Source organism: Kitasatospora sp. NPDC034035 (assembly GCF_055575755.1).
The window spans coordinates 122,535-142,363 of record NZ_JBVISA010000017.1; the positions used below are offsets into that span (position 1 = coordinate 122,535).

General features: G+C 72.9%; 16 protein-coding genes. 12 read left to right on the forward strand and 4 right to left on the reverse strand.

All coding sequences use genetic code 11. The features are described 5' to 3' along the window. The first annotated feature begins 24 nt into the window (after positions 1-24). Positions 25-1,794 (forward strand): 2-oxoglutarate dehydrogenase, E2 component, dihydrolipoamide succinyltransferase, encoded by a 1,770-nt coding sequence (gene sucB / locus ACZ52J_RS24055; RefSeq protein ID WP_465621544.1) that lies wholly within the window; start codon positions 25-27, stop codon positions 1,792-1,794. A gap of 186 nt (positions 1,795-1,980) precedes the next feature. Next, positions 1,981-2,496, forward strand: coding sequence for a DUF4240 domain-containing protein (locus ACZ52J_RS24060; protein ID WP_360493023.1), 516 nt, complete (start codon positions 1,981-1,983; stop codon positions 2,494-2,496). A 79-nt stretch (positions 2,497-2,575) separates the two neighbouring features. Here ACZ52J_RS24060 and ACZ52J_RS24065 read toward each other — a convergent pair whose 3' ends face one another. Together ACZ52J_RS24065 and ACZ52J_RS24070 are read right to left on the reverse strand one after the other, a co-directional pair. Beyond that, the gene (locus ACZ52J_RS24065) at positions 2,576-3,664 is read right to left on the reverse strand and encodes a DUF2510 domain-containing protein (RefSeq protein ID WP_465621546.1); all 1,089 of its coding nucleotides are present in this window, start codon (positions 3,662-3,664) and stop codon (positions 2,576-2,578) included. Between the two features lie 135 nt (positions 3,665-3,799). Next, the gene (locus ACZ52J_RS24070) at positions 3,800-4,297 is read right to left on the reverse strand and encodes a GNAT family N-acetyltransferase (protein WP_360492525.1); all 498 of its coding nucleotides are present in this window, start codon (positions 4,295-4,297) and stop codon (positions 3,800-3,802) included. Between the two features lie 63 nt (positions 4,298-4,360). On the opposite strand from ACZ52J_RS24070, the gene ACZ52J_RS24075 reads away from it, so the two are divergent. Both ACZ52J_RS24075 and ACZ52J_RS24080 read left to right on the forward strand, forming a co-directional pair. Further along, positions 4,361-5,266: a TIGR01777 family oxidoreductase gene (locus ACZ52J_RS24075; protein ID WP_465621549.1), complete on the forward strand. Its 906-nt coding sequence runs from the start codon at positions 4,361-4,363 to the stop codon at positions 5,264-5,266. Between the two features lie 468 nt (positions 5,267-5,734). Continuing rightward, positions 5,735-7,066 carry an FAD-dependent oxidoreductase gene (locus ACZ52J_RS24080; RefSeq protein ID WP_465621551.1) on the forward strand — a complete coding sequence of 444 codons (1,332 nt, stop codon included), beginning with the start codon at positions 5,735-5,737 and terminating at the stop codon, positions 7,064-7,066. A 286-nt stretch (positions 7,067-7,352) separates the two neighbouring features. Here the strand turns inward: ACZ52J_RS24080 and ACZ52J_RS24085 are convergent, their stop codons facing one another. After that, positions 7,353-9,239, reverse strand: coding sequence for a regulator (locus tag ACZ52J_RS24085; RefSeq protein WP_465621553.1), 1,887 nt, complete (start codon positions 9,237-9,239; stop codon positions 7,353-7,355). 309 nt (positions 9,240-9,548) lie between these two features. Here ACZ52J_RS24085 and ACZ52J_RS24090 point away from each other — a divergent pair, with 309 nt between their 5' ends. From ACZ52J_RS24090 to ACZ52J_RS24120, 7 genes are all read left to right on the forward strand, one after another. Beyond that, the gene (locus ACZ52J_RS24090) at positions 9,549-10,310 is read left to right on the forward strand and encodes a 3-hydroxybutyrate dehydrogenase (RefSeq protein WP_360492537.1); all 762 of its coding nucleotides are present in this window, start codon (positions 9,549-9,551) and stop codon (positions 10,308-10,310) included. Positions 10,311-10,440: 130 nt separating this feature from the next. Continuing rightward, positions 10,441-11,868 carry an MFS transporter gene (locus ACZ52J_RS24095; protein WP_465621555.1) on the forward strand — a complete coding sequence of 476 codons (1,428 nt, stop codon included), beginning with the start codon at positions 10,441-10,443 and terminating at the stop codon, positions 11,866-11,868. 66 nt (positions 11,869-11,934) lie between these two features. Next, positions 11,935-13,845: a helix-turn-helix domain-containing protein gene (locus ACZ52J_RS24100; RefSeq protein WP_465621557.1), complete on the forward strand. Its 1,911-nt coding sequence runs from the start codon at positions 11,935-11,937 to the stop codon at positions 13,843-13,845. A 95-nt stretch (positions 13,846-13,940) separates the two neighbouring features. Beyond that, positions 13,941-14,711, forward strand: a complete 771-nt coding sequence (gene lipB / locus ACZ52J_RS24105) for a lipoyl(octanoyl) transferase LipB (protein WP_465621661.1) — start codon at positions 13,941-13,943, stop codon at positions 14,709-14,711. 241 nt (positions 14,712-14,952) lie between these two features. Next, positions 14,953-15,906, forward strand: coding sequence for a lipoyl synthase (gene lipA, locus ACZ52J_RS24110; protein WP_360492549.1), 954 nt, complete (start codon positions 14,953-14,955; stop codon positions 15,904-15,906). Between the two features lie 192 nt (positions 15,907-16,098). Beyond that, entirely contained in the window at positions 16,099-16,296 is a 198-nt protein-coding gene (locus tag ACZ52J_RS24115; protein WP_465621559.1) for an SCO2195 family GlnR-regulated protein, read from the forward strand. A gap of 100 nt (positions 16,297-16,396) precedes the next feature. After that, positions 16,397-17,095: a DUF4191 domain-containing protein gene (locus tag ACZ52J_RS24120; RefSeq protein WP_396287787.1), complete on the forward strand. Its 699-nt coding sequence runs from the start codon at positions 16,397-16,399 to the stop codon at positions 17,093-17,095. 159 nt (positions 17,096-17,254) lie between these two features. On the opposite strand, the gene ACZ52J_RS24125 is transcribed toward ACZ52J_RS24120, so the two are convergent. Next, positions 17,255-17,722 carry an RDD family protein gene (locus tag ACZ52J_RS24125; RefSeq protein WP_360492558.1) on the reverse strand — a complete coding sequence of 156 codons (468 nt, stop codon included), beginning with the start codon at positions 17,720-17,722 and terminating at the stop codon, positions 17,255-17,257. A gap of 286 nt (positions 17,723-18,008) precedes the next feature. On the opposite strand from ACZ52J_RS24125, the gene glnA reads away from it, so the two are divergent. Then, positions 18,009-19,421 (forward strand): type I glutamate--ammonia ligase, encoded by a 1,413-nt coding sequence (glnA, locus tag ACZ52J_RS24130; RefSeq protein WP_465621562.1) that lies wholly within the window; start codon positions 18,009-18,011, stop codon positions 19,419-19,421. Positions 19,422-19,829: the final 408 nt, after the last annotated feature.

Below are 19,829 nucleotides of genomic sequence, written 5' to 3' on the forward strand. Positions count from 1 at the left end.
GACTTGATAGGAGTCGCTGAAACCATGGCGGTCTCAGTAACACTGCCCGCGCTGGGCGAGAGCGTTTCCGAGGGCACCGTCACCCGTTGGCTGAAGGCCGAGGGTGAGCGTGTCGAGGTCGACGAGCCGCTGCTCGAGGTCTCGACCGACAAGGTCGACACCGAGATCCCGGCCCCGGTCTCCGGCATCCTCTCCTCGATCAAGGTCGCCGAGGACGAGACCGTCGAGGTCGGCGCCGAGCTGGCGATCATCGACGACGGCTCCGGTGCCCCGGCCGCCGCTGCGGCCCCGGTCGCCGAGGCCGCGCCCGCCGCCGCCCCGGCCCCGGTTGCCGAGGCTCCGGTCGCCGCTCCGGCCCCGGCTGCTCCGGCCGCCCCGGCCGCCGCCGCTCCGGCTGCTCCGGCCGGCGACGCCACCCCGGTGCTGCTGCCCGCCCTGGGCGAGTCCGTCACCGAGGGCACCGTCACCCGCTGGCTGAAGGCCGAGGGTGAGACGGTCGAGGTCGACGAGCCGCTGCTCGAGGTCTCCACCGACAAGGTCGACACCGAGATCCCGTCGCCGGTCGCCGGCACCGTGGTGAAGATCCTGGTCGGCGAGGACGAGACCGCCGAGGTCGGCGCCCAGCTCGCGCTGATCGGCGCCGCGGGTGCGGTCGCCGCCGCCCCGGCCCCGGCTGCCGCTCCGGCTCCGGTCGCTGCCCCGGCTCCGGCTGCTCCGGCTGCCCCGGCTCCGGTCGCCGCCGCTCCGGCTGCTCCGGCCCCCGTTGCCGCTCCGGCTCCGGTTGCCGCCCCGGTTGCCGCCCCGGCTCCGGTCGCTGCCCCGGCTCCGGTCGCTGCCCCGGCTGCTCCGGCCGCTCCGGCTGCCGACAACGGTGACGCCTACGTCACCCCGCTGGTGCGCAAGCTCGCCGCCGAGCACGGCGTCGCGCTGTCCTCCGTCGCCGGTACCGGCGTCGGCGGCCGCATCCGCAAGCAGGACGTCATCGCCGCCGCGGAGGCCGCCAAGGCCGCTCCGGCCCCCGCCGCCGCTGCCGCCCCGGCCGCCGCGCCGAAGGCCGCCGCCGCGCCGTCCGCCCTCCGCGGCCAGACGGTCAAGATGACCCGCATGCGCAAGGTCATCGGCGACAACATGATGAAGGCCCTGCACGAGCAGGCGCAGCTGACCAGCGTGGTCGAGGTGGACGTCACCAAGATCATGGCGATGCGCGGCAAGGCCAAGGACTCCTTCCTCGCCCGCGAGGGCGTGAAGCTGTCCCCGATGCCGTTCTTCGTCAAGGCCGCTGCCCAGGCGCTGAAGGCCCACGCGGTCGTCAACGCCCGGATCAACGAGGCCGAGGGCACCATCACCTACTTCGACACCGAGAACATCGGTATCGCGGTGGACTCCGAGAAGGGTCTGATGACCCCGGTCATCAAGGGTGCGGGCGACCTCAACCTCGCCGGCATCTCGAAGAAGACCGCCGAGCTGGCCGGCAAGGTCCGCGACAGCAAGATCACCCCGGACGAGCTGTCCGGCGCGACCTTCACCATCAGCAACACCGGCTCGCGCGGTGCGCTGTTCGACACCGTGATCGTGCCGCCGAACCAGGCCGCCATCCTGGGCATCGGCGCCACCGTCAAGCGCCCGGTGGTCATCGAGGCCGACGGCGGCACTGCCATCGGCATCCGTGACATGACCTACCTGTCGCTCTCCTACGACCACCGCCTGGTGGACGGCGCCGACGCCGCCCGCTACCTGGTCGCGGTCAAGGAGATCCTGGAGGCCGGCGAGTTCGAGGTCGAGCTCGGCCTCTGACCCCTCCACGGTCCTGCGGAACCCCGCGTCGTCTCCGGACGGCGCGGGGTTCCGCCGTTTCCGGCCCCCGTCGCGCCCTTCCCGGCCCTGCTCGGCCGTTTCCAGGCCCGTTCCCCCGTTTTCGGCCCGGGCCGCGCCGGGTCATGGCATGCGCGGACGCGGCCGAACGGGGATGCTTGAGCGGTGATGGACGAGACGGACTTCTGGCAGATCATCGACGACACACGGGACGCCGCCGACGGCGATCCCGACGAGCAGGCCGACCGGCTGGTAGAGCGGCTCGTCAGACTGACCCCGGACGATGTGATCGACTTCGCCCGGCTCTTCGAGGCCCGGTTCCAGCGCGCCTACCAGTACGACCTGTGGGGCGCGGCCTACCTGCTGCTGGACGGCGCCTCCGAGGACACCTTCGACTACTTCCGCTGCTGGCTGATCGCCCAGGGCCGGGAGGTCTTCGAGGGCGGACTGGCCGAGCCGGACGACCTGGCCGACCTGCTGCCCGAGTTCGACGAGGAGGAGGACGGCGAGGCCGAGGACATCGGCTACGCCGCCGACGAGGCGTACGAGCAGCTGACCGGGCTGCCGCTGCCCGAGGTGGGCGGGCGGCAGGCCGGACGGCCGTCCGGGGCGACGCTGGACTTCGACGACCCGGACGTCATGGCGAAGCGCTTCCCCAAGTTGTGGGAGCGGTACGGGGACTGAGGCCGCCCCGGCTCCCCGCCTCCGGCCCTCGACTCCCGGCTCCCGGCCCTCGGCTCTCAGCCGGGGGCCGGCCCGGTGCTCAGGTGGAACTGCCGGACGAGCTGTCCTGCTGGACGCCCTTGAGGATCTGGTCCAGCACCGAGGCGTCCGGCGCCGCCGGGTTGTCGTCCACGCCGCCCTCGAAGACCACGTAGCCGCCGCCCTTGGCCGGGACGGCGGCCAGCAGGACGTAGCCCTGGGTGCCGTCCGAGGTGCGGACGTGCCAGCGCGTGGCGTAGCCGAGCACACCGGCGACGCTGACGTAGCCGGAGCCGTAGTCGGTGTGCGAGGTGATCCCGGTGAAGATCTGCCCCGCGTAGGTGGGCATCGTGGCGTCGGCGGCCGCCTTGGGGGTATCGCCCTGGACGGTGTTCTTCTCCACCGAGAACTGACCGCGGATGCAGGAGTTGCCGTCCGGGCAGGTGTAACGGCCGGTGCCGAGGAAGACCGTCGAGTGCGCCGAGTCGGTCGCCGCGTCCCAGCCGTCGTAGACCGGGATGGTGATCGCGTGCTGCGGGTCGGCGACGGTGCTCTTGAGGACCGGGGCGGGCTTGGGCGGCGACACCGTGGGGCTGGTGGTGGGCCGGGTCGGGCTCGGCGTGGGGCCGTCGCTCTGGGTGACGGTGACCGTGGGGTTCGGGGTCGGGTCCGCCTTCGGGTCGTTGCCGCCGCCGCTGAGCATGATCCCGGCGATGGTCCCGCCCACGACCAGCACGGTGACGGCGCCGCCGATGATCATGCCGGACTTGTTCTTGGCGGGCGGCGGCGGGTAGCCCGGCCCGGGGTAGCCGTAGCCCGCGCCCTGGGCCGCCGGGTAGCCGGCCTGGCCCGGGTACCCGCCCTGGCCCTGGTAGGGGTCCTGGCCCGGGTAGCCGTAGGCGGGGGCCGGGGAACCGTCCTGGCCCGGGTAGCCGTAGGCGGGGGCCGGCGAGCCGCCCGGGTAGCCGTAGCCGGGCTTCTGGTCGGAGGGCTGCCAGGTCTGCGTGGGGGCGTCGGAGAGCTGTCCGGCACCGCCCTGGAGCGGCCTGACCTCACTGGTCCAGGCGTTGCCGTCCCACCAGCGCTCGTGACCGGGGGTGCCGTCCGCACCCGGGACCGGGTACCACCCGGGAGGCGTCGAGTTGCTCACGGGCGTACGGTACCCGGCGTGGCGGCGGTCCAGACAGGGCGGGACCGTCACGACTCTGCACCGCCGCCGCACCGGCTTCCGCGCCGCTTCCGCACGCCGCCCGGGAGCTGACCGACCGCCGGGAAAGCCGGGGGCTCAGTCGGCCAGCCGGCGGGCCATCCAGATGTCGTCCACGTAGGAGCCGTCGATCAGGAACTCCTCGACCAGCGAGCCCTCGACGACGAAGCCGCAGCTCTCGTAGAGGCGGCGGGCCGGGGCGTTCCAGCCGAGCACCCGCAGGGTCATCTTCCGGGCGCCCTCGGTCCGGGCCGTGTCGCAGGCCGCCTCGACCAGCCGGCGGCCGATGCCCCGGCCGCGGACCGTGCCGTCGACGGCCAGGCCCTGGATCTGGCGGACGTGCCGGTTGGCGACCAGCGGGGTGGCCGGGACCTGGCGGACGTAGCCGACGAGCCGGCCGTCCAGGACGGCGAGCAGGAACTGCTCGGGGGTGCGCCGCTCGTCGAAGAGCCCGTCCTCCTCGGGGGGCTGCGGGGAGACATCGGACAGGACCGACCAGGCCGCGCGATTGAGGACGGCGAGGTCGCGCTCGTCCTCGGGCCGTGCCGGACGGATGATCAGATCGTCGTCGAACATGCGCGTCATGCTAATGAGACGCCTGAGAAGGTGACAGACAATTCCAGCTGCGAGGATGAGCGCATGCGCATCGCTGTCACGGGTTCCACGGGATTGATCGGTTCGGCCCTCGTCCGCTCCCTGCTGGCGGACGGCCACGAGGTGGTCCGGCTGGTCCGGCACCGGTCCAGGACGGGCCCACAGCCCGACGGCAGCACGGCGATCGGCTGGAACCCACTGCTCGGTGAGGTCGAGCGGGACGGGCTGGCCGGGGTCCAGGCGGTGGTGCACCTGGCCGGCGCCGGGGTCGGCGACCACCGCTGGACGGACGCCTACAAGCGGGAGATCCGGGAGAGCCGGGTCTACGGCACCGAGACGCTGGCCGTCGCGCTGGCCGAGCTCAAGGAGCCGCCCCGGGTCTTCGTGAGCGCCTCCGCGGTCGGCTGGTACGGGCAGACCGGCGACCGGGTGATCGACGAGGACTCCCCCGCCGGCGACGACTTCCTGGCCGAGGTCTGCCTGGAGTGGGAGGCCGCCGCCAGGCCCGCCGAGCGGGCCGGGATCCGGGTCGTCCACCCGCGCACCGGGATGGTGCTGTCCTCGAGCGGCGGGGCGGGCGGGCGGCTGTTCCCGCTGTTCCGGATGGGCCTGGGCGGGCGGCTCGGCAACGGGCGGCAGTACTGGAGCTTCATCTCGCTGCACGACGAGGTGGCCGCGCTGCGCTTCCTGATCGACCACGACGACCTGTCCGGCGCCTTCAACCTGACGGCGCCGAACCCGGCGACCAACGCCGAACTGACCGCCGCGCTCGGGCGGGCGCTGCGGCGGCCGACGCCTTTCCCGGTGCCGGAGGCGGTGCTCAAGGTGGTGCTCGGCGAGCTGGCCGTCGAGGTGGTCGGCAGCCACCGGGTGGTGCCACGGCGGCTGTCGGACGCGGGCTTCCGCTTCACGCACCCGGACGTGTACTCGGCGGTGCTCGCGGCACTGTGACGGCGGTGGTGCTCGCGGCGCGGTGACGGCGGCGGTACGCGGCGCGGTGGCGGTGCTCGGAACGCCGTGACGGCGGTGGTGCTCGGAGCGCCGTGCCGGCGGGCGCCGTGACGTACGCGTGCCGGGCCCCGTGCGTACCTCCGGCTACGGCATCCGCGCTGACCAGGGGCATATGCCGGGCGGGGGTCGGACGGGGCTCCGGGAGGGGGCGCACGGGAGCACATGGCGGGCGCGTCGCACGCCCCCGGTGACCGTACGCGCCCGCCGACCCCCGAACCCGGCCACCACGGCGCACTGTCCGTGACCGCGCCCCCGCCCGGTGCCGCACAACCCCTGCCGGCCCTCGAATCCGGCCCGATGTGCTTGTCTGATGCTCACACTGACTGGGCATCACCCTCCTCGAACCGTGTCCCGGCACCCCGCTGCCTGCGTCGGCCGGAGCCCCGGGCCCAGGGAGGGAGCACGCCAGTGCCCACGTACGACTTCACCCGCCGCGCCCGTCGGCCGTCCGACCCGGACGTCGTCGTGGTCGGCGCCGGACTTGCGGGCCTGGCCGCCGCCCGCGCGCTCACCGGCCACGGCCTCGCCGTTCGGATCCTGGAGAGCAGCGACCGGATCGGCGGCCGGATGGCCACCCGCGAGCTGGACGGCTTCCGGCTCGACGACGGCAGTCACCTGCTGAACACCGCCTTCCCCGAGCTGCGCCGCGCGCTCGACCTCGACCGCCTCGACCTGCGCCCGCTCGCACCCGGCGTACTGGTGCACAGCGGCGGCCGCCGGTACCGCACCGGGGACCCGCAGCTCACCGCCGCCCGACAGGCCGCCACCCGGGCCCCGCTCGGCAGCCCGCTGGACAAGGCCCGGCTGGGCAGCTGGCTCGGCCGGCTCGCCGCCACCCCGATCGGCCGGCTGCAGGCCCGACCGGAGACCACCGCCGCCCGCGCGCTGACCGGCCACGGACTCGCCCCGCGCACCGTCGACGGCTTCCTGCGCCCACTGCTCAGCGCCCTGCTCAGCGACCCGGCGCTCGGCACCAGCAGCCGGGTCGCCGACCTGGTGCTGCGCTCGTACGCGCGCGGGCGGCTCTGTCTGCCCGCCGACGGGATCGCCGCGGTGCCGGCCCAGCTGGCCGCCGCGCTACCCGCCGGCACCGTCCACACCGGGGTGCAGGTCACCTCGATCGCCGCGGACGGCGTGGAGACCCTCCACCACGGGCGGACCGGCGCCCAGGCCGTCATCGTCGCCACCGACGCCCGCTCCGCCACCGAGCTGCTGCCCGGCCTGCGGCTGCCGGACTTCCACCCCGTCACGACCTTCTACCACGCGGCCGACCACCCGCCGGTGGGCGAGGCCGTGCTGCTGCTCGACGGCGACCGGCCGAACGGGCACCCGCCACTGGTCTCGCACTCGCTGGTGCTCAGCGAGCTGCACCCGTCCTACGCCCCGGCCGGCCAGACGCTGGTCGCCACCACCGTGCTCGGGCGGCGCGCCTTCGACGCGAGCGGCCCGGCCGGACTGGAACCGGCCGTCCGGGCCCGGCTCGCCGAGCTGTACGGCACCTCGACGGCGGGCTGGCAGTTCCTCAGCGTGCGGCACGTCCCGGACGCGCTGCCCGCAATGCCGCCGCCGCACAACACCCGGCGGCCGGTGCGCCTGGTGGCCGGGCTGTACGTCGCCGGGGACCACCGGGACACCAGCACCGTGCAGGGCGCGCTGGTCTCCGGGCGGCGGGCGGCGCGGGCGGTGCTGCGCGACCTCGGCGTCCCGGCCGACGCGCGGGAGGCGGAGGCGGCGGCCTGAGGGGCCACCGGGGCGGTCGGCGAATTCGGGCCGATCATCGCGATCGCCGTGCTGCTCAGCGGCAACTCCCCCGCCCGTGGTGGTCACCACCATCGAGGTGGAAGCCGGGCACCTGGCGTCCTCGACCGCGGCGGCGCTGGTCGGCGCCGGAATGCCGTCGGTGCTGGTGTTCCCGCTGGCGGCGCAGCGGGTGCGGGGTGGCGCGCGGCCGTCCGGGGCGACGGCCGGGGGCAGGTCGAGGGTCCGGGCCGAGAGCTGGTCAGCGCCCGGCCCGGACCCCGAACGGTCAGATGACCCCGGCCTGGCGGGCCGTCTCCTCGAAGGCGCGGGCCACCGGGCTGCCGCGGTAGGGCGTGAGGCGGCGGTGGAAGTCCCGGACGTACTCCAGCGAGCGGGCCGAGCGCATCTCCCCCGCCGCCCGCAGCGCGTCGGTCGCCATGGCGCAGGCCTCGTCGAGGTCCCCCATGCCGAGCCGGGCGGTGGCCAGCACCAGCCGGCAGAAGATCCGGCTGCGCGCGTAGGCGGGCGAGCGCAGCCGCAGCGACTTCTCGGCGTGCTGCGCGGCGGTGCGCCACTGCTGCAGGTCGCGGTAGCAGTGGGCGAACTCGTCGGAGAGCTGCGCCTCGTCGAAGTACCGTGCCCAGGCCGGCAGTTCGTCGCCGGTGCGGGCCGCCGCCAGGGCCCGCTCGGCGCGTACCAGGGCGGTGGTGCAGGACCGGACGTCGCCCAGCAGGCCGTGCCCGCGGGCCTCGGCGGCGTGCATCAGCGACTGGACCACCGGGGGGACGGCGGTGCCCACGCCCTGCTGGGCGACCCGGGCGAGCTGGACCGCCTCCCGGCCGTGGCCGAGGTGGACGGCCTGCTGGCTCATCGTCACCAGCACGTAGCCGCCGAGCGCGCGGTCCCCGGCGGCCTGGGACAGGCGCAGCGCCTGGACGAAGTAGCGCTGGGCCAGGCCGTGCGCGGCGATGTCGAAGGACGTCCAGCCGGCCAGCCGGGTCAGATCGGCGACCGCGCCGAACAGGGCCCGGCCGATCTGCTCGCCGTAGCGGCCGCGCAGCATCGGCTCGGCCTCGCTCTCCAGGTAGCGGACCAGCGCCTGGCGGGCGTGGCCGCCGCCGTAGGCGTGGTCGAGCGCGCGGAAGAGGTCGCCGACGGCGCGGATGGCGGCGATGTCGCCGCGGCCGACCCGCAGGGCAGGGCGGGATTCGCGGGCCGGGTCGGTGTACGGCGGCTCGACGGCGACCGGTGGGCGGCGGCTCTGGATGGGCACCCGGCCGATGGTGGGGGCGGTGCCGGTCGTCCCGGCCGTGCTGCGCGCGGTGGGCGGCGCGCCGGGCAGGCCCGCGGCCGGGCCGCGCGCCGGGCCCACCGGGGACGCGCCGGGCGCGCTCGGCGCGGGCGCGCCGGTGATGGCGGCGGAGGCGGTGCCGGCGGACGGCGGGCCGGCGGCGGTGTCCGTCCGGGCCAGGGTGGAGCCGTCCCGGGCGACGCGCTCGTCGGTGCGGCCGATCAGCCAGTCCCGGCTGGGGACGACCAGGCCGGCCGGGGTGAAGGCGATCCGGCGCAGCTCGGACTGCGGGCCGTTGTCCTTGCGCCACATGCTCGCCACGATGTCCACCGCCTCCTGCGGGGTCTCGGCGAACTCGAGGCCGGCGTAGACCGGGGCGCAGGCGTCCAGGCCGAGGTCCTGGGCGGTGAGGCGGCGGCCCAGGCGGCGGGTGAAGACCTCGGCGATCAGGGCCGGGGTGGCGCCGCGGGGTTGCTGGCCGCGCAGCCAGCGGGTGACCGAGGTCTTGTCGTAGCGCAGGTCGAGGCCGTGCTCCAGGCCCAGTTGGTCGACCCGGCGGGCCAGGCCGGCGTGCGAGAAGCCGGCCTCCTCGATCAGTGCGGCGAGCTGGCCGTTCTGCGGGGCCGGGCCGGAGTGGCCGGTGCTCCGCGCGGGCGCGGGCGCGGGGGTGGCGGGGGTCTCGTGCCGGTCGGGTGTGGCCTGCGAGGGCAGCCGCAGTTCGTCGGCGGTCGAGGCGTCGGCGGTCAGCGTGTCGCCCGTCAGGGCGTCGGGGGCCAGGGCGTCGGGGGCGTCCGGAAGGGCCCGACCGACCGGACCTCGGTGCTGGCCGAGCGGGTCGAGCGGTCCGTACGCCGGGCTGTCGGTTGCAGGCCGTTGGGGCATGTCTGTCAACACCTCTCGGACGTCGCACCGGGCTCTACCAGCACTTCGGCGGCCTGGGGCGGCGCCCCCTGTCGGGAATCGGCGTGAATGTAGCGAGCATTCGGGCGCTATGGGTGGATCTGACCGAGCAATCCTCCGAACGGGTGAAGCAATCGCGCCCATTGTGGGGAAGCGCGGTCACCCTGGGTTTGGCCTTCCGCAGTCGAACCGTCGATCGAGGGTCGTAGTGGTTGACGCCACAGCTCGGCGGGATGCTGTGGCGGCCTGCCACATGGGAGCCGGGGCGCCGGATTCCTACCGTTCTCAGCCATGGACACCACTACAGCCCGCCCGCTCGACGGCCGCACGGCCCTGGTCACCGGCGCCGCCTCGGGCATCGGCCGGGCCTGCGCCGAGGCCTTCGCCGGGGCCGGCGCCCGGGTCTACGTCGTCGACCTCGCGGCCGGTCCGGCCGAGGAAATCGCCGAGCGGATCGGCGGGCGCGCGATCGTCACCGACCTCTCCGACCCCGGGGCCGTGGACGCCCTTCCGGACGACGCCGACATCGTGGTCAACAACGCCGGGCTCCAACACGTCGCGCCGGTGCACGAGTTCCCGCCCGACCGCTTCACCCTCATCCAACGCGTCATGGTCGAGGCCCCGTTCCGCATCCTGCGCCGGACCCTGCCGCACATGTACGAGCGGGAGTGGGGACGGATCGTCAACATCTCCTCCGTCCACGGCCTGCGGGCCAGCGCCTTCAAGTCCGCGTACGTCACCGCGAAGCACGCCCTGGAGGGGCTGAGCAAGACGGTCGCCCTCGAAGGCGCCCCGCACGGCGTCACCAGCAACTGCATCAACCCCGGCTACGTCCGGACCCCCCTGGTGGAGAAGCAGATCGCCGCCCAGGCGCTCGCGCACGGCATCCGCGAGGACGAGGTCGTCGAGCAGATCATGCTCGACCGCACCGCCGTGAAACGCCTCATCGAACCCGACGAGATCGCCCAACTCGCCCTCTGGCTCTGCTCCCCCGCCGCCTCCTACATCACCGGCGCCAGCCTCCCGGTCGACGGCGGCTGGACGGCGCACTGAGCGACGGGACCGTGGCCCCGGGCGCCATGAACCGACCGAACAGTATGTGGTCCGCCCCCATAGGACTCCGCCCGGAGGGTTCCTACCTTGTGGCGACATCGTCTCCCCCCGGCCCTGGAAGTGGTGGCACATGAAGGCCTCTGCAAGCGGTGCGGCTGCGCGCACCTCACTCCCGAGAGTGGTGGCTGCCAGCCTGATCGGCACAACGATCGAGTGGTACGACTACTTCTTGTACGGAACGGCGGCGGCGCTGGTGTTCGGGAAGCTGTTCTTCCCGCACAGCGATCCGCTGACCGGCACGCTGCTGTCGTTCCTCACCTACGCGATCGGGTTCGCGGCGCGGCCGATCGGGGCCCTGGTGTTCGGGCACTTCGGGGACCGGGTGGGCCGCAAGAAGCTGCTGGTGGTGAGCCTGCTGCTGATGGGCGGGTCGACCACGGCGATCGGGCTGCTGCCGACGTACGACTCGGTCGGGGTCGCGGCGCCGGTACTCCTGACGACGCTGCGGCTGGTGCAGGGGTTCGCGCTCGGCGGTGAGTGGGGCGGGGCCGTGCTGCTGGTGTCGGAGCACGGGGACCAGCGGCGGCGGGGTTTCTGGGCGTCCTGGCCGCAGGGCGGGGCGCCGGCCGGGAACCTGCTGGCGGCGGGGGTGCTGTCGCTGATGACCTCGGTGCAGTCGGACGCGGCGTTCCTGTCCTGGGGCTGGCGGGTGCCGTTCCTGCTGTCGGCGGTGCTGGTCGCGGTCGGGATGTGGATCCGGCTCGCGGTGGACGAGTCGCCGCTGTTCCGGGCCGCGCTGGCGGCGCAGCAGAAGCGGGAGAAGGACCGGAAGAGCGCCGAGCAGCCGCCGCTGGTCAGCGTGTTGAGGCACCACTGGCGGGAGGTGCTGGTGGCCATGGGGGCGCGGATGGCGGAGAACATCTCGTACTACGTGATGACGACCTTTGTGCTGACGTACGCGGTCACCCACGCGCACTTCTCCAAGCAGAGCGCGCTGAACGCCGTACTCATCGCCTCCGCGATCCAGTTCACGCTGATCCCGCTGTTCGGCGCGCTGTCCGACCGGGTCGGGCGCAAGCCGGTGTACCTGGTGGGCGCGGTCGGCGTCGGGATCTGGGCGTTCGTCTTCTTCGGGATGGTGGACACCCGCTCGTTCGGGTCGCTGCTCCTCGCGGTCACCGTCGGGCTGGTCTTCCACAGCGCGATGTACGCGCCCCAGGCAGCCTTCTTCTCCGAGCTGTTCGCCACCCGGATGCGGTACTCGGGCGCCTCGATCGGGGCCCAGTTCTCGTCCGTGGCGGCCGGCGCCCCGGCGCCGCTGGTCGCCACCGCGCTGCTCAAGGACTACGGCAGCGCCACCCCGATCTCGGTGTACGTCGCCATCGCAGCGGCGATCACCGTCCTCGCGGTGCTCTGCGGACGGGAGACCAGGGGACAGGACCTCACCGAGGTCGAGGAGCGAGAGGGGTCCCAGGAGCCTGAGGGGTCTGAGGAGCGGGCGGGACAAAAGGGGCCGGAGGCGGACGCCCCGACGGCCGAAAAGCCCGCCGTCGCCTGACGGTTGAGCCGCTACCATCGCGATTTCTCGGAATCGACGAACCCACGCCGATTGGCGGCACGCACCATGAACCACCCGCACGAAAGCGCCGCGCCCGCCCTGCGGCGACTGCTCGACCTGCTCGCCTCGGGCGCCGCCACCGAGGACTTCGCCGACGTGCTGGCCGACGCCCGCCGCCGCGGGGCGTCGGCCACCGTCCTCGCCGAGATCGACGACGCCACCTGGCAGGCCCTGCGGGTCCACCGCACCCTGCGTCAACACCGGCGCCGCGAAGCCGAGTTGACCGCACTTTTCGACACCGCCGGAGACCTCGCCGCCTCCCGGGACCTGGACACCGTGCTCCAGGCCATCGTCCGCCGGGCCCGGATGCTGCTCGGCACCGACACCGCATACCTGACCCTGCCGGACGAGGCCGCGGGCGACACCTACATGAGGGTCACCGACGGCTCCGTCTCCGTCCTGTTCCAGACCCTGCGGCTCAGCCTCGGCGACGGCCTGGGCGGGCTGGTCGCCCAGGCCGCCCGCCCGTACGCGACCCCCGACTACCGCAGCGACGAACGCTTCCACCACACCGGCACGATCGACGCGGGCGTGCTGGACGAGGGCCTGGTGGCGATCATCGGGGTGCCGCTGCTGCTCGGCGGACAGGTCATCGGGGTGCTGTTCGCCGCCGACCGCTCGCCCCGCGCCTTCTCCCCCGACGAGGTCGCACTGCTCTGCACCCTCGCCGCGCACGCCGCGATCGCCCTGGACACCGCCAAGTCCCTGGCCGACACCCGCGCCGCACTCGCCGAGCTGAACGCCGCCAACGAGCTGGTCCGGGCCCACTCCGCCGCCGTCCAGCGCGCCGAGCAGGCGCACGACCGGCTCACCGACCTGGTGCTGCGCGGCGCCGAGGTGCCGGACGTCGCCGCCGCCGTCGCGGCCCTGCTGGACGGGGAGATAGCGGTCCTCGATGCCGAGGGCGAGCCGCTGGCCGGCCGGTCCGCGCCCGCCGCCGAGCTGGCCGGGGCCGTCGCCGCCTCCCGCATCGAGGGACGGTCCGTACGGCACGGCGAGCAGTGGGTCTGCGCGGTGCTGGCCGGGCACGACGCGCTCGGCACCATGGTGCTGCGCGGACGGCCCGACCTCGACGACGCCGACCGGCGGCTGTTCGAGCGGGCCAGCGTGGTGACCGCCCTGCTCCTGCTGCTGCGCCGCTCGGTGGCCGAGACCGAGAACCGGATCCGCGGCGAACTGCTCACCGACCTGCTCACCGCCCCCGAACGCGACCCGGCCGGGCTCACCGCACGCGGCCGCCGGCTCGGCGTCGACCTCGCCCGCCCGCACCTGGTGCTGGTCGCGGAACCCGCCGAGCCGACCGGCACCGACCGGGGACGACTGGCGGGCGCGGCCCGGCGGTACCTGTTCGGCTCCCGCGGCGTCAGCGCCGAGCACGGCGAGGCGGTGGTGCTGCTGGCGCCCGTCGAGACCGGCACCGCCGAGGATCCCGAGGAGACCGCCCGGCAGGCCGCCGAACGGCTGGCCCGGCTGGCCGGCTTCCCGGTCACCGTCGGCGCCGGCCGCCCGGCCGCCGGTCCGACCGCGCTGGCCGCTTCGTACGCCGAGGGCCTGCGCTGCGTACGGGCGCTGCGGGTGCTCGGCCGCGCCGGTGAGGGCGCCTCGGCCCGCACGCTCGGCTTCCTCGGGGTCCTGCTCGGCGACGGCCACGACGTGGACGGCTTCGTCGGCGCGACGCTCGGCCCGCTGCTCACCTACGACACCCGGCGCGGCACCGAGCTGGTCCGCACCCTGCGCGCCTACTTCGACTGCGGCGGCAGCCTCACCCGCGCCAAGGACGAACTGCACGTCCACGTGAACACGGTGGTCCAGCGGCTGGACCGGGTCGAGGCACTGCTCGGGCCGGACTGGAACCACCCGGAACGGTCGCTGGAACTCCGGCTCGCGCTGCGGCTGCAGCTGCTCGCGGGCGGCTGAAGGGCTCGACCGGGCCTGGGCGTACAGTGGCGAGGTTGGTCTCGAACGCCTGGCAAGGAGCGCAGAACGTGAGCGCGAACGTGCGTTTTGTTCACATGGGCATAGGTGAGCGCACCGTGCCGTATCAGGAGGCGTGGGAGGAGCAGCAGCGGCTGCACGCGCTGCGGGTCGCGGACGAGATCCCCGACACCGTCCTGCTGCTGGAACACCAGTCCGTGTACACCATGGGCAAGCGCACCAACCCCGCCGACCTGCCGCTCGACGGCACCCCGGTGGTCGAGGTCAACCGGGGCGGCGAGATCACCTGGCACGGCCCCGGCCAGCTGGTCGGCTACCCGATCGTCAAGCTGCCCGACCCGATCGACGTCATCGCCTACGTCCGCCGGCTGGAGGAGGCGCTGATCCGCGCCGCCGCCGAGTTCGGCATCGGGACCGCCCGGGTCGAGGGCCGCAGCGGGGTCTGGGTGCTGGGCGAGTCCATCCCGGACGCCGTGGTCGACCCGGCCGAGGTGGTGGACATCGGCAAGCTGACCCTGCGGATGGGCCTGCCGCTGGGCATCGACCCGCGGCTGGCCGGCCCCGAGTACGCGCCCTCCAACGCCGGGCAGCGCGGCGACGACCGCAAGCTCGCCGCGATCGGCGTGCGGGTCGCCCGCGGTGTGACCATGCACGGCTTCGCGCTCAACTGCGACCCGGACATGACCTGGTTCGACAAGATCGTGCCGTGCGGCATCCGGGACGCGGGCGTGGCCTCGCTCTCCGGCGAGCTGGAGCGCGGGCTCTCCGTCGCCGAGGCGGCGCCGGTGGTCGAGCGGCACCTGACGGAGCTCTTCGCCGAGCTGCCCGAACCGGCGCTCAGCCACTGACCCCGTCGCTGACCCCCGTCGGCACCCGGTCGCTGACCCCGTCGGCACCTGCCGGCGACGGTGCGCCGACCCGGCCCGGCGCACCGTCGCCGAAAACCCCCGAGCACGAAATCCCCCGAGCACTGGGAATCTACTCACCAGTAGCCGTGTTGCCCTGCGATTGCAGGGCGGCAGGCCCGGCGAAGGCCGTACAACCACAGGCGTACCCTGGGGGTACCCCGTCTAGTTCTAGGAGTCGCACGTGTCCGCTGTCGCACCCGACGGCAGGAAGCTTCTCCGCCTGGAGGTCCGCAACAGCGAGACCCCCATCGAGCGGAAGCCCGAGTGGATCAAGACCCGCGCGAAGATGGGCCCGGAGTACAACGCCCTCCACTCGCTGGTGAAGAAGGAGGGGCTGCACACGGTCTGCCAGGAGGCCGGCTGCCCCAACATCTTCGAGTGCTGGGAGGACCGCGAGGCGACCTTCCTCATCGGCGGTGACCAGTGCACCCGCCGCTGCGACTTCTGCCAGATCGACACCGGCAAGCCCGCCGAGTTCGACCGTGACGAGCCGCGCCGGGTCGCCGAGTCCATCGTCACCATGGACCTCAACTACGCCACCATCACCGGCGTCGCCCGCGACGACCTGGAGGACGGCGGCGCCTGGCTGTACGCCGAGACCGTGCGCCAGGTGCACGCGATGACCGCCGACCGCGAGAGCGGCCGCACCGGCGTCGAGCTGCTCATCCCCGACTTCAACGCGGTGCCCGAGCAGCTGGCCGAGGTCTTCTCCTCCCGCCCCGAGGTGCTCGCGCACAACGTCGAGACGGTGCCGCGGATCTTCAAGCGGATCCGCCCGGCGTTCCGCTACGAGCGCTCGCTGGACGTCATCACCCAGGCCCGCGCGGCCGGACTGGTGACCAAGTCCAACCTGATCCTGGGCATGGGCGAGACCCGCGAGGAGGTCAGCCAGGCGCTCGCCGACCTGGTCGGCGCCGGCTGCGAGCTCATCACCATCACCCAGTACCTGCGCCCCTCGCTGCGCCACCACCCGGTGGAGCGCTGGGTGAAGCCGCACGAGTTCGTCGAGCTCCAGGAGGAGGCCGAGGAGCTGGGCTTCGCCGGCGTCATGTCGGGCCCGCTGGTGCGCTCGTCGTACCGGGCCGGCCGGCTGTACCGGCAGGCGCTGGAGCGGCGCGAGCAGGCCGCGGTCTGACGGTCGCGATCGGGTTCGAGCCGTTGATCGGATTCGAGCCATTTGAGCCATTCGAGGGGCGGAGCTGCGGCTCCGCCCCTCGACGCTTCACCACACTTTGACTGCCTGGTCACGGGCTGGTAACACGGGGTGGGGATGATGGACGTCCAGCGAGCGTTCGATTCTTCTCAGCCACGAGAGGAGCTGTTCGGCATGGGGATGCGGATCCGGTCGGTGGGAGTGGCGCTGCGGTTCGCCGAGAGCGTCCTGCTGGCGCCCGGCCAGCGGCACGCGCGGCGCAACGCCTGGGCGGCGGTGTGCGAGAACCGTCAGCACGCGGCGGACCGCCGGCACGACGCGATGGCGGTGGAGAGCGCGGGGACGGCGGCAGCCCGGTCCGTACCGGGGTGAGGTTCCGGCGTCGCTGTGTGCGACGGCGTACGGGCACACGGGTCACGGTTCGGGCGAACGGGTACCCGGGCTTGGATATCCCGCACCCCTGCCACGTACCATGAGCGTTATGGCGAGGGAAACATCCGAGAACCCCGGGCGACTGAAGCAGATCCGCCTGGCTTACACCATGACCAAGAAGGTCGACACCAAGATCGGCCTGATCATCGCCGGCGTCGGCCTGCTGACCTTCGGCGTGTTCCTCGCCATCGGCTTCGCAATCGACCACCCGATCTATCTGGGCATCCTGGGCTTCATCGTGGCCGTGCTGGCCATGGCGATCGTCTTCGGGCGCCGGGCCGAACGCGCCGCGTTCGGGCAGATGGAGGGGCAGCCGGGCGCCGTCGCGGCGGTGCTGAACAACATCCGGCGCGGCTGGAGCTCCAACACCACCCCGGTCGCGGTCACCCGTAACCAGGACGCGGTCTACCGCGCGGTGGGCCGGGCCGGCATCGCGCTGATCGGCGAGGGCAACCCGAACCGGGTGCGCCAGCTGCTGGCCTCCGAGAAGAAGAAGATGGCCCGTGTGGTCGGCGATGTGCCGGTGCACGACATCGTGGTGGGCGACGGCGAGGGTGAGGTCCCGCTGAAGAAGCTGCAGATCCACCTCATGCGCCTGCCCCGCGCCATCACCGCCTCCCAGGTCACCGAGACCAACGACCGCCTGCGCGCGCTGGGCGACCTGCTCTCCAAGGCGCCGATCCCCAAGGGCCCGATGCCCAAGGGCGCCCGGATGCCCAAGGGCGGCCAGGCCCGCTGACCCTCCCCCGTCCACACCAGAACGGCCCCGCCGCGGAAGCTCCGCGGCGGGGCCGTTTCGACGTTGTGCGCCGTGCGTTGCGCGCCGTGCGGTGGGTGCCGTGCGTTGCGCGCCGTGCGGTACCCACCGGGTCCGGTGGGTGCCGGATCCGGGCCTCGCCTAGATCCGGACCTCGACGGTGCCGACCGCCTTGTCGTGCAGACCCCGGGTGTCGCGGTCCCAGACCAGCGGGGGCACCACCAGGCAGAGCAGCAGGGTACGCAGCAGGACCTGCGGGATGGTCGCGCGGCCGCCGTCCAGGCGGATCACCCGGAGGCCGAAGAGCCGCTTGCCGACCGTCGTACCGGTCGTGGCGAGCAGCAGGGCCGCGACGAGGAAGTACAGCGGGCTGGTCCACAGGTTGGCCTCGGCCTGGTCGCCTCGGGCGATCAGGCCGTAGGAGATCAGGGCGACCAGCCAGCCGTCCACGAGCAGGGCGCCGATCCGGCGGCCGGGGCCGGCGAGGGAGCCGGAGCCCTCCTCGGGCAGTCCGAGGCGCTCGCCGCGGTGGCCGAAGTCGGCGCCCATCTTCTCGGCGGCCGCCTTAGGGCCGTCGATCCACGATCCCAACGCTTCTCTGGTGTCCACGAATCCACACTAACCGGGCTGACGGCGCGCACCGTCACCGGCACCCCTCCGGGCGGGGCGCCGTCCCCGACCGGGTGAATCCCGCCTGCGGCGCGTTCCCCGCGGCCTTCCCAGTGGTCCAGACCACTGGCGGGAAGCCGCCCAGGTGAGCGGGGCGTTTTGCCCGCTCCCGTACGTCTTTGCCGCCCGCCCGGGGGACGCGGTTAACATCGAGGAAACGAGCGGGTCACCGGACGGAAACGCCCCATTCCTAGGGTGAGCCCAATTCGCACGCTGAGGAGGATGGATGTTCAACAACGCCGCCGAAGTGAAGCAGTACATCCAGGACAACGACGTGAAGTTCGTCGATGTCCGTTTCTGCGACCTGCCTGGCGTCTTGCAGCACTTCTCCGTACCTGCGGCGACCTTCGATCCGTCCGAGATCCTGATGTTCGACGGCTCGTCGATCCGCGGCTTCCAGGCCATCCACGAGTCCGACATGGCACTCGTGCCGGACCTCGCCACGGCCCGGCTCGACCCCTTCCGGGCCGAGAAGCACCTCAACATCAACTTCTTCATCCAGGACCCGGTCACCGGCGAGGCCTACAGCCGCGACCCGCGCAACGTCGCCAAGAAGGCCGAGGCCTACCTCGCCTCCTCCGGCATCGCCGACACCGCGTTCTTCGGGCCCGAGGCCGAGTTCTACGTCTTCGACTCGGTCCGCTTCGACACCAGCGCCAACGCGTCCTTCTACCACATCGACTCGGAGGCCGGCGCCTGGAACAGCGGCGCCGCCGAGGGCGACGCGCGCGGCTACAAGGTCAAGTACAAGGGCGGCTACTTCCCCGTCCCGCCGGTCGACCACTTCGCCGACCTGCGCGCCGAGATGTCGCTGGAACTCGCCAAGGCCGGGCTCGAGGTCGAGCGCCAGCACCACGAGGTCGGCACGGCCGGCCAGGCGGAGATCAACTACAAGTTCAACACCCTGCTGCACGCCGCCGACGACCTGATGCTGTTCAAGTACATCATCAAGAACGTCGCCTGGCGGAACGGCAAGACCGCCACCTTCATGCCGAAGCCGATCTTCGGCGACAACGGCTCGGGCATGCACGTCCACCAGTCGCTGTGGACCGCGGGCTCGCCGCTCTTCTACGACGAGCAGGGCTACGCCGGACTCTCCGACACCGCGCGCTACTACATCGGCGGCCTGCTCCGGCACGCGCCCTCGCTGCTGGCGTTCACCAACCCCTCGGTGAACTCCTACCACCGCCTGGTGCCGGGCTTCGAGGCCCCGGTCAACCTGGTCTACTCGCAGCGCAACCGCTCGGCCGCGATCCGCATCCCGATCACCGGCTCCAACGCCAAGGCCAAGCGCATCGAGTTCCGCGCACCGGACCCGTCCTCCAACCCGTACCTGGCCTTCTCCGCCATGCTGATGGCCGGCCTCGACGGCATCCGCAACAAGATCGAGCCGCTGGAGCCGGTCGACAAGGACCTCTACGAGCTGGCCCCCGAGGAGCACGCCAACGTCCCGCAGGTGCCCTCCTCGCTCCCGGCCGTCCTCGAGGCCCTGGAGGCCGACCACGAGTACCTGCTCGCGGGCAACGTCTTCACCCCGGACCTGATCGAGACCTGGATCGACTTCAAGCGCACCAACGAGATCGCCCCGATCGCCCTGCGGCCGCACCCGCACGAGTTCGAGCTCTACTACGACCTGTAAGCCCTCCGACCTGCGGAAACGCAGTTCGATCTCTCATCGTTTCCGCAGGCCAGGGACTCTCCTGACCTGCGGAAACGCCCTTCAGGGGCCGCCGCCGACTCGCGATGTGAAATGAGCGTGAAATGATCATGCTTGAGATCGAACTCGGCGAGAGGGCTACAGCACAGCACCCACAACGCGTGAACAATCGCAGCAGAGCGGGCGTTTCACCGCTCTGAGCAACCATGCGCAACGTGCCATCGCAGCGGGACACCGGTCAGGCTGAGCGCCGAAATGAACGGGCCCCCACGGCTACGAGCAAAAGTGGTGGGGGGAAACATAAAGTGGGAAGAAACAACTTTGCTCGGCGGGGAGAAACGAAAAATGCCGGGCGGGGGGGGGGGCAGGAAAGAAAAAGCGGCACTGGTG